We start from the raw sequence: 9,532 nt of genomic DNA, 5'->3' as shown, positions 1-9,532 counted from the left end.
CCGAGGTAAAAGTTAAGAAGAGATTTTGATAATGCACCCCAGGTAGATGGTCCCTGTAGATTAAAAAGAGGGAGAAGGTGTGGTATGTTTTTTTAAAAAAATGGATTGAAAAACTACGGAATGTCTGTTATGAAGCAAGAGAGAAGATAGACAATAAGATAATAAAATTTCTTCCCTTGTGGAGATGGCTACTAAACCTAAAATAAAGCCTAGAGATGATGGTTTTTAAAGAATTGAAAAGGTGGCTTTAGAGGTAGTTATTGCTGGCGTCATCTTAAGATGAAGTAGGACAAAAGAATAACAAATGGATGAGGTGAGTAGATGCGAATACAATTATTTTTGCACCATATTATGCGAAGAGCCTAATTTTTATATAAAAATTTAGGGATGGGGAAATTCTGCTCAAGCTGAAGGTGGTTTGCTAGAAAGCCAAATCTATAGATATAATTTAGATTTCCCTTAAGGATTACCTCATTATTCAATAGAGACCTTAATATATCCCTCTTTCCTCCCTTTGGAAGGAGAAAATTTATCAAGGCAATTGGGTCTTTAAAAACAACAGATACATTGGGTTTTTTGACCAAAACCTCATTTGGCTTAAGCTCTTTTGCAATAAGATTGCCATTATTAAATATTGCCAAAACCCTTATTTCATTATCCTTGCTTCTAAACTGAATAATTCCAGTAAAGCCTTTTATATATTCCCTATATTCTTTATCAATGATAAAGGAAAGGCTCATAAGATTAAGGAGGATTTTCAAAAACTCCTCAGCAAACTCTGCCTCAATCTTCTCTGCCTCAAGGGCTTTGATGAGACCCCTCTTTACAAACCACCTTTTTATTCTGTAATACCAGCTAAATAACCAATCCATACTCTTGTCTTTTTATTATTTCATCCTGCATATATGGGTTTAGGTCTTGAAAGTATGCTGTATAGCCTGAAACCCTTACAAGAAGAGGAGGAAATTTCTCTGGGTGTTCCTTTGCCTCTTCAAGGGTCTTCTTATCTATGATATTGCATTGAACCTGCATTCCACCCTTTTTCATATATCCTTCAATTGTTGCTGTAAAATTATCCAACATATTCTCTCCTGGGGTAAATTTTAGGTTCAGGGCATGGCCATTGGCAATTTTATCGTGAGAAAGACCTGCCACAAAGTGTAAAACATCAAGCAATTCTAGTGCAGAACCAGATACAGGCGTTATTCCAGAAGGCAATACCTCCTTATTTTTTCTTCCAGATGGCAAGGCAGATGTTAAAACCCCCAAGCCTGCATGGATTGTCATTGTCCAATATCCTACAACATACCTACCTCCCCTATAATTTTCCCTTTTTTGATACTCATTATGGAGAAGGCATATAATTTCTTGTGTCATATCAAATGCCTCTCTGCTTTGTGTTCCAAATTTATTCCCAGAATTGAGAATTTTTTGCCTTAAAACCTCATATCCATCCCAATTTTTATTTATTGCATCTATCAAAGTCTCAAAGCTTATATTTCTCTTATCAAATACAAATTCCTTTATTGCACATAAAGAATCAACAACCTCAGAAAGCCCAATAATGGCAACACCAGATGAATTGTATTTTGCGGAAGCTTCTAGAACATCCATTCCTTTTTCAATGCAGCCATCGGTTAATGTTGAAAGAAAAGGCAAGGGATTTACCTTAAGGTGCGTCTTTCCAAGAGAATTATTTATCAGAACGCTTTGCTCAATAAGAAATATTGTTTGCTCTTTAAATACATTAAGGAATTCATCAAAGGATTTTATCTCTTTTGGCTCTTTGGTTTTAGGTCCAAATTGCTCATCCTCAGTTAACCTATGTTTCCCAGAGAATAGAGCCATCTCAAGGCAAGCTGTAAGATTTAGAAGAATTGCACCTGTATGGCCAAAGGTTTTTCCAGGTGCAATTGGCTCAACGCAGCCAACAATTGCATAATCCCTTGCATCCTCTAATGAATACCCTTGCTTAACAAGGGCCTCAATAACAGGAATATCATTATGAAAGCAGGGTGTTGCCCTTGTGTTTATGTTAACCCTACAGAGCCTTTTTAGGTATTCTCTAGGATTTTTATCTGGATTGTATCTTGCATTTAGATTTGGATCCCTTACCTTTAGCAATTCAATTGTTTTGAGGATAAGATAGGTCATTTCATTTACGCCGTCATTTCCATCTTCTGTAATCCCTCCAATGGTGATTGCCTGATTTGAGCCACTTCCACCAAATAGCTCCTCCCCTGTCTCTGCATTCATTGGAACATGGTCAGCAAGCTTTAAAAAGAAGCATCCAAGAAGCTCAATTGCCTCTTTTTCCTTGCCTTGTTTATAAAAAGGAGAAAGCATCTTATCAAGCCTTCCCAAGCTTAATGCAATGTTTGTATGCTCTTGATGTAGGGCAATATGGCATATCCAGATTGCCTGCAATGCCTCCTGTAAGGTCTCTGATTTTTCTCTTGGAACCTTCTTGCATATTCGGCTTATATTCAAAAGCTCTTCTTTCCTTTGGGAATCAGCGGTATTTTTAGCCAGATTTTCTGCCTCTTGGCTTAGATTTTGTGCGTAGGCACTTACCCCATCAATTGCCAATCTTGCTGCTGTATAAAAATCGCCTGTTTTTCCCTCCATTTCCTTAAGTATTCCAGAAAGCCCTTCTTTTACCACCCTCTCATAATCTGGGATGGTATGGGAAATAGCATGTGCCTTTGATGCAAGGAAGAATACAATGCGCTCCATTATCTGTAAGCTTTTTGGATTATTGTAATCTTTTCTACAAACCTCCTGAATTGTTCCATCCATCCAATAGGGAAATACATCTTGATTTAAAACATTAATCTTTTCTTTTGTAATACCAAATGGGTTTTTCTTTCTTATACTTATTGTCTCAAGCTCAGGCCATATAGCTTGACCCATAAACTGGGGATATATAGGAACACCTTTTATCTTTGTTGTCGTTGTCCCAGCCAACAGACTTAAATCATCAATTAGTGCCTTTTTATTCTCCAGGATATATTTAAGCCTTTCGGAAGCCATCTTTTCAGATATTCCATCCTCTGGCTTTATGCCTTTCTTTTTCATAAAATCTGTAAGCAATTTTGCAATCTCAACACATATTTCAGGCTTTGTGTTAAAATGAATCTCCCTTAGCCTTTCAAGGCGAGGAAGGCTGTTAAGATTAATATCTTTAATTACATCCATATTGACTCTTTTATCCCAAGTTTTTTAATTGTAACCTTATCATCAATCACAATATATGAATTGGATGCACCGTCTCCTTCGTTGAGCCAAGAACCTGCGTTTGCGATGATGAGGCTATTTTTTATCTTTCCCTCTGGAATATGTGTATGGCCAAAAACAAAGCAATCACAGGTTTCTTCGCTCAATTTTATGTAATTCTCTATCCTCTCTATCATCTTGTTATCAATCTTTGTTCCCCTAATGGGCTTTGGCTTTATAAGATTTATTATAAGAAAGAAACGGATTAATGGAGAGAAGAAATATTGCCATTTTTTAAATGAATCAAGCATCTCATCAATTACAGTAAACATAGCAAGCTGTTCTCCACCCCCCTTCCAAGCCTCTTTTATCTTCTCTTTCATATGGGGTGCTTGTTCTAATGAATACTGGATAAGCTCATGGATGGGAGAGTTTTCAAGCTCAAAATCATTAAGGGAGTCGCATTTTTTCAAGGCTTCGTCTATGTTGCAGATTAAGGTTCCCTCTGTGCTTAGATAATGGCCATGGTGAAAGAAATACCTTTTTTCCTTTACCTTTGCTATGTGGTTTGGATACTTAACAATTAGCTTATCCTTCATAGAATCTGGAAAAATTCCCGAAATAAATGTTTCCTTTCCTTTGAACTCTCTAATATAATTAGGGCTTTCCGGAATTCCTCCATTTCTTATCTTCTGAATAATATCCCTATGCTCTGCTTCTAATACCCAAAGGTGGTGGTCATGGTTTCCTGGAAGATAAAGTATCTCTTTTATATCAACCCCTAATATAGCTTCAAAAAAAGGCTTTGCATCTTCTGTTGCCTTAGAAAATCCCCCCATAGATAAATCAAGGATGTCTCCAAGCAAAATAAATTGGTCAATTTCGCCTTGTGCTTTTAGCTCCTCAATAAAAGAGGAAACAATTGCCTCATCTCTTAAACTACAACCTTCTTCTCCAAGATGAAGATCGGAAACTACAACAACCTTTTCCATTTCTTTACTCCTTTACCTCCCTCCTTATTTTTATAATCATATAGATTATAGAGATTGTGAAATAGACCATAACACCAATCCATGCAGAGCCAAAGTGAAATGGATTCTCCCATACCTTTGCCATTGACGCTCTTGTTTGTCCATTAAGGTTGTGGTATTGGTCGTATGTTCCAACCAAGAAAAAGGATGGGTAGCATATAATGACTATCAGGGCTGATATTAGTAAAACACCAATATATGTTGGTCTTAAAAACCTCTCCTTTCCCGTTACAACCCAATGGTAGGCAAGGACAAATCCAAGATAGCCTCCTAAAACGATAAAGAGAACAAATAGCGTTGGAAGGAGAGGGTTAAATAATCCTGTATGGATAAGATTTTCAAACCTCTTGCTCCAATAAATCTGCTCCCAACCAGGCCATCCTGCCAAAAGGTATAAACCTGCTGGCACAATGACTATTGCTGCAAAGAAGAGAGAATAGAATAAATATTGGTAGTAAATAGCAGGTTTTTTATTCCCTTCCTTCTCTGCCTCTCTTTTAATTTTCTTCCTTGCAAGGTCAACAAAAAATTGACTCACTGCAAATGCCGCTGGAATGTCTAATTGAACCATATTAACACCTCCATAATTCAATTATTTTGCCAAAATTTATAGCATTTTGTTTTATTTCCCTGCTCAACCTCGCCAATACAAAGGTTACAGGATAAACATCTTGCAGAATCTTGTGTATTCTCCTCCCATTTTTTTGGAAGGTCTGGTTCACAGATAAGAGCCCTTGCCATTGAAACAAAATCTGAATGTTTATTTTCCAAAATAGTCTCTGCTGTCTTCTTCTTTCTAATTCCACCAACAAGGATTAAAGGAATCTTAAGGGATGGCTTTAGCCTTTTTGCATATTCCAAAAAATAGGCTTCTTTGAAACCTGTCCAGAGCTTTTGAATATTAAGGAATGTTGTAAGATATATCTTTTCAAGCATACCCCGATTACGACACATAATATCTACTGGTATCTCTCCCATACTCATATTGAATGTTGTCTCAAGGATTCCTCCACTAATCTCCAAACCATCAAGTTCTAACTCCTCTAATCTTTTGGCATATAAAAAGCTACATCTTTCTGTAATCCCAAATCCAACAAAATCATCTACATTTAACTTGCAAAGAATGGGGAAATTTTTGCCAACAGCTTCTCTTATAGCCATATAAACCTTCTCCAGAAAGAGAAATCTGTCCTTTCCCCACTTATCAGAACGACGATTTGTAAGGGGTGAGAGAAAGTTTGCTATAAGGTATCCATGTGCAGCATGTATTTGAACAGCATCAAATCCAGCCTTCTTTGCCCTTGAAGCCGCTTTCCCAAAATCCTCTATTGTTTGTTCAATCTCTTTTTCTGTCATAGATAAGCTAATAGAAAAATAGAAGAAATTGGGAAATCTTGAGGCAGCCATTGGTTTTCTTTTAAATAACCTTGAGTTTATTTGGCGACCACCATGGACAATCTCCATAGCAATCTTTGCTCCATTTTTATGCACTACATCAATAATCCTTTGCCATTCTGGAATTATATCATCATTATGACATCCATTCTGGAATAGGAAAGATTTCCCATTCTTATTTACATAGGCATATCCTGTAATGATAAGCCCGCTCCCACCACTTGCAAGGCTTTCATAAAAATTTAGGGTATCATCTGTCGGCAATCCATCAGAATTTGCCATATTCTCCAGGGTTGCTGATTTTACTATCCTGTTTTTTAAAATAAGGCTTCCAATATTGCCTTTTTCAAATAAAAGAGACATCTTTTGATTTCTTCCTTATCCATATATAAAGAATAAATAATGAACCCCAAAAGATAATTGTGAGAATAAGCCAGAATATAAAGAATGGGTTTTCAAAAAAAGAGAATGTGTTCCCACTTTGCCAGTCAACCCAATTTGCAGATACATTAAATGTCTGATTTCTACTAAAAAATACAATAATAAGAATGAGAATTCCAAGGCTTATATAAGAAGCCTTAAGGAGACTTCTCTTTCCTCTTGTAATCAAGTATCTTCCAGAAAAAAGGCCAAGCAATGTTGGGATAAGTGTCATTGATACAATGGATATACCAGATATTAAGGCAAGCCAGGGGTTGTTTTTGATATTATCTATCTCTTTGAAGAAATAGTTTGTCTCCCAGGCTGGCCAGCCCAAATAGAAATAGATAACAATGGGTGTAATAAAGAGAAAGGCAAAAAGGATGGATATGGTTTTTAAGAAACTATATCCCCTTTTTGTATGTAGGATATCCCTTCCTGCATCAGCTATCAACTGGCCTGAAATAAGACCTACAGGAATATCTATCAATAGCATTATACTAGCTCCAAATTACACTTGTTAACCACTTCTTTTACACAATAAGGTTATTTCCGATATTGAATGCCTCTGTAAATCTTTCTAAACCATGGCTGCCACCGTTGACAAGTTTTCGTGCCAATCTCAAATCATTATCTATCAAAGCCTCTTTAATGGCTCTTTCTTTATCTTTCAGGAAAATGGCTAATAGTTTTGATGCAATATCAGGATCATTCGCCAAATCTGGATTATCAATAAGATTATTCCCAAGACCAATTGCCTTACCATACTTTTGGTAGTTGGAGCGGCCTGTCAACTGAATGAAACCACGACCCTTGAACCTTTCTCCATCGCCTTGCCCCTGATTTCCCAAGTCTTTACGATTGTCATATAAGTCAAATGGATGTCCGCCAGGTGAGGTGTTAAACTTCGATTTGCCTTCATTTATAGGCTCAAAACTTTCCGTTTCAGCCCGAATTGTCGCTAATGCCATAATTACCATAGGTTTATCGACCAATTCTTTTTCCATCAAGGCATTGAGAACAAAGGGAAGGTTAGTTTTGATATTATCAACTGGCGTATATGGAAACATCTTTGAGACAATATTAACAGTTACACCCGAAATTACAGAGGGAAGACTAATATCTGTGACTAATCCCAAAGCACCTTGTGTGCGTGCTCCAGCAATGCCATCGGCTAACAGCCCCTCACTTTTCTGAAAAGCTATTACCGCTGCCTTTGTGCCAGGGCCAAAATCTCCATCAATGAGCCCAGGATTGAAACCGAGAGCTTTTAATCTTTCCTGAAGTTTGACCACTTCTGGGCCTGATGACCCTTCCTTCAGCACTAACATAGCTTCTCCTCCTTAAGACTAAAAATATCCCTTTATAAGCTTATTTGGTAAATATTCCTTTTTTGTTGAACTTATCTACCAAGAAATCAATAAATCCTGGAACTAGCTTTTCCAATATAAGGTTCTCAACATAAGTCTCAAGCGGCTCAAAAAGAAAAGGAAGATCTGGATTTACCCTTTTATAGATATAGGTAACACCATCTGTTACAAGCTTCTTCTTATCCTCTCCCTTTGCTTCCTTCTTTACATCCTCTACAAGCTCAATTAGCTCGCTTGTTATATGAAGGATATTTTGAAAAAGGAGAATAAGTGCCTTTTTCTTATCCTTTTTTGCCTCTTCTACAATAGGCTTAAACTCATCAATAAGCCCATTAACCCTCTCTTCAATCAACCCAAACTCTAATGCCATTTTGCACCTCCTAATTTAGAAGACCTCAAAGCTTGTTCCAATAAAACCACTAAAATTTCCCTTATAGTTTATCCCAACCCCAAGCAAGAGGTCTGTTTTTTTATTAAAATCTATGGATAAACCTGTTCCAAAAACATCCGTTGCTCCAACCACACTTAAAATTATACGCTTTGTTCTGTAAAATTGCAACAAAAATCCAATTGCTGGTGTTATCTCTAAATCATCTTTTTTCTTTCCAATACTTAAGACATTTACCTCTTTTATTTTAAATTTAAACCCAAGTGAGGGGTCTTTTCTATTTACAATTGCTGGCATTTCAATAACTAGCCCATACATTTTATATCCCAATGTCATAGTCCCGTATAGTTTATCCTCTGTATATATCCTGCCCTTGTTGTCTATAATAATCGTATAATTTTTAAGCTCAAATGTTGGTGTGGCATTTTCAAGTTTTTTAAGATTGTTAAGATGTTTAAGCATGTCGTCTAAATCTTTCTTTGGTATAGTAATCATTTCTTGGCTAAAAATGGATGTAGATAAAATAAGGAATAATATCAAAATCCTATTCATTCTTTTGACTTATATTTTTCAAGATAATAATCAACGCTTTCCTTTGTTTTTTCCTTGAGAACAACATCATCCTTAAGCTTTATAACATTTACCTTTGGTGCAACACTTATTACAACATCCACATCCTTATCCTTAACACCAACAGGAAGCTTTACAATAGTCCCATCACCAAGCTTAACCTTACTTTTATCCCTTAATGGATTGATGGATGTCTTAAGCTCCTTTTGTTCCCATTGGACATAACCCCTTTCATCAGCAATCCCTACTGGGATTGAATTTCCATCTTTATCAACCCTATACCTGGGTATAGAATTTGCTATTTCTATAACACTCTCCTCATCTGGCTCAAAAAAGATATTAAGGATTCTATTTAATGTTCCAGAAGGGTCTAGATTATTGGCAATCCATCTTAAAATCCTATAGAGGTCTTTAAGAAGCCCTTTATCCATTAGGTGTCTCCTTATTCTTTTCAGCCTTATCTTCTAATCTTTCTAAAACCTTACCTATTGTGCTTCTTAAGATTTTATCACCCGCGAATCCAGAGGAAACTGCAAGGATGGCATAAACATATCCCTCTGAATCCGGAGGGACATTAATGGTTATAATGTTTCCTAGTGTGTTTTGAATGGGATTTATAGAGAAGATAAGTTCAGATTTCTCAAGGACAAAGATAAAAACAGCCGCAAATGCACCAAGGATTGGCTTTATAAAAAGATGGTAAATAAAAAACATCCCAGTATATCCTTTCACAAACAAAAAAGGTTCGTTTGTCATGAGATTACCAAGATATGCTCCCATTAATCCAAGTAAAGCTATTTGAGAAAAATAACCATTCACTAGGCCCCTTAATCCTGAAGTATAGCATAACCACCCGAAGAAAAGCATAAGCCCAAGAAGAATAATACCACTCCATATGCCTACTAATTTATTTAAAAAAAGTAGCCAAAATGTGTGGTCTGTTTGATTGTTTATAATCCCTAGTGCTTCTCTGACAATATACCTGGATTTTTCAGATTTTATATCCTCTATTGCACCTAGTGCCCTGTCCGATAAAAGAGGTATAATAACTTGACATTACAATAAAATCTTGCTATAATAATATTATGGCAAGAAAATCTGTAAGAATTGAATTAAATCAGGAAGAAAGGAAAGAGATAGAA

The 9,532-nt window shown here is 36.3% G+C and carries 12 protein-coding genes; 1 reads left to right on the top strand and 11 read right to left on the bottom strand.

The window, feature by feature from the left end:
• Positions 1-77: 77 nt before the first annotated feature.
• Positions 78-206 (top strand): hypothetical protein, encoded by a 129-nt coding sequence (locus AB1630_07485; protein ID MEW6103635.1) that lies wholly within the window; start codon positions 78-80, stop codon positions 204-206.
• Positions 207-362: 156 nt separating this feature from the next.
• Here the strand turns inward: AB1630_07485 and AB1630_07480 are convergent, their stop codons facing one another.
• From AB1630_07480 to AB1630_07430, 11 genes are read right to left on the bottom strand one after another with little or no spacing between them, the layout of a single operon-like run.
• Entirely contained in the window at positions 363-872 is a 510-nt protein-coding gene (locus AB1630_07480) for a hypothetical protein (GenBank protein ID MEW6103634.1), read from the bottom strand.
• Complete coding sequence (locus tag AB1630_07475) at positions 856-3,198, bottom strand: pyruvate formate lyase family protein (protein MEW6103633.1); 2,343 nt, start codon at positions 3,196-3,198, stop codon at positions 856-858. The genes AB1630_07480 and AB1630_07475 overlap by 17 nt, the downstream gene beginning before the upstream one ends.
• Positions 3,189-4,208, bottom strand: a complete 1,020-nt coding sequence (locus AB1630_07470; protein MEW6103632.1) for a metallophosphoesterase — start codon at positions 4,206-4,208, stop codon at positions 3,189-3,191. The genes AB1630_07475 and AB1630_07470 overlap by 10 nt, the downstream gene beginning before the upstream one ends.
• Positions 4,209-4,212: 4 nt before the next feature.
• The gene (locus tag AB1630_07465) at positions 4,213-4,818 is read right to left on the bottom strand and encodes a hypothetical protein (GenBank protein MEW6103631.1); all 606 of its coding nucleotides are present in this window, start codon (positions 4,816-4,818) and stop codon (positions 4,213-4,215) included.
• Between the two features lie 17 nt (positions 4,819-4,835).
• Positions 4,836-6,005 carry an NADH:flavin oxidoreductase gene (locus AB1630_07460; protein ID MEW6103630.1) on the bottom strand — a complete coding sequence of 390 codons (1,170 nt, stop codon included), beginning with the start codon at positions 6,003-6,005 and terminating at the stop codon, positions 4,836-4,838.
• On the bottom strand, positions 5,989-6,558 hold the full coding sequence (locus AB1630_07455; GenBank protein MEW6103629.1) for a hypothetical protein: 570 nt from the start codon (positions 6,556-6,558) through the stop codon (positions 5,989-5,991). The genes AB1630_07460 and AB1630_07455 overlap by 17 nt, the downstream gene beginning before the upstream one ends.
• Positions 6,559-6,595: 37 nt before the next feature.
• Positions 6,596-7,393: a peptidoglycan-binding protein gene (locus AB1630_07450; protein ID MEW6103628.1), complete on the bottom strand. Its 798-nt coding sequence runs from the start codon at positions 7,391-7,393 to the stop codon at positions 6,596-6,598.
• A gap of 40 nt (positions 7,394-7,433) precedes the next feature.
• Entirely contained in the window at positions 7,434-7,802 is a 369-nt protein-coding gene (locus AB1630_07445; GenBank protein MEW6103627.1) for a hypothetical protein, read from the bottom strand.
• Positions 7,803-7,817: 15 nt separating this feature from the next.
• Positions 7,818-8,372 (bottom strand): hypothetical protein, encoded by a 555-nt coding sequence (locus AB1630_07440; protein MEW6103626.1) that lies wholly within the window; start codon positions 8,370-8,372, stop codon positions 7,818-7,820.
• On the bottom strand, positions 8,369-8,821 hold the full coding sequence (locus tag AB1630_07435) for a hypothetical protein (protein ID MEW6103625.1): 453 nt from the start codon (positions 8,819-8,821) through the stop codon (positions 8,369-8,371). The genes AB1630_07440 and AB1630_07435 overlap by 4 nt, the downstream gene beginning before the upstream one ends.
• Positions 8,814-9,104, bottom strand: coding sequence for a hypothetical protein (locus tag AB1630_07430; protein ID MEW6103624.1), 291 nt, complete (start codon positions 9,102-9,104; stop codon positions 8,814-8,816). The genes AB1630_07435 and AB1630_07430 overlap by 8 nt, the downstream gene beginning before the upstream one ends.
• Positions 9,105-9,532: the final 428 nt, after the last annotated feature.

This window comes from bacterium, assembly GCA_040753555.1.
Classification (GTDB): Bacteria; UBA9089; UBA9088; order UBA9088; family UBA9088; genus JBFLYE01.
The sequence above is the reverse complement of the archived record's forward strand: the minus strand, read 5'-3'. Positions and strand labels throughout refer to the sequence as shown.

Bases quoted from the DNA above. Each gene is read 5' to 3' on its own strand.
- AB1630_07480 (MEW6103634.1), bottom strand. From the start codon at position 872: ATGGATTGGTTATTTAGCTGGTATTACAGAATAAAAAGGTGGTTTGTA.
- AB1630_07475 (MEW6103633.1), bottom strand. From the start codon at position 3,198: ATGGATGTAATTAAAGATATTAATCTTAACAGCCTTCCTCGCCTTGAA.
- AB1630_07470 (MEW6103632.1), bottom strand. From the start codon at position 4,208: ATGGAAAAGGTTGTTGTAGTTTCCGATCTTCATCTTGGAGAAGAAGGT.
- AB1630_07465 (MEW6103631.1), bottom strand. From the start codon at position 4,818: ATGGTTCAATTAGACATTCCAGCGGCATTTGCAGTGAGTCAATTTTTT.
- AB1630_07460 (MEW6103630.1), bottom strand. From the start codon at position 6,005: ATGTCTCTTTTATTTGAAAAAGGCAATATTGGAAGCCTTATTTTAAAA.
- AB1630_07455 (MEW6103629.1), bottom strand. From the start codon at position 6,558: ATGCTATTGATAGATATTCCTGTAGGTCTTATTTCAGGCCAGTTGATA.
- AB1630_07450 (MEW6103628.1), bottom strand. From the start codon at position 7,393: ATGTTAGTGCTGAAGGAAGGGTCATCAGGCCCAGAAGTGGTCAAACTT.
- AB1630_07445 (MEW6103627.1), bottom strand. From the start codon at position 7,802: ATGGCATTAGAGTTTGGGTTGATTGAAGAGAGGGTTAATGGGCTTATT.
- AB1630_07440 (MEW6103626.1), bottom strand. From the start codon at position 8,372: ATGAATAGGATTTTGATATTATTCCTTATTTTATCTACATCCATTTTT.
- AB1630_07435 (MEW6103625.1), bottom strand. From the start codon at position 8,821: ATGGATAAAGGGCTTCTTAAAGACCTCTATAGGATTTTAAGATGGATT.
- AB1630_07430 (MEW6103624.1), bottom strand. From the start codon at position 9,104: ATGTTTTTTATTTACCATCTTTTTATAAAGCCAATCCTTGGTGCATTT.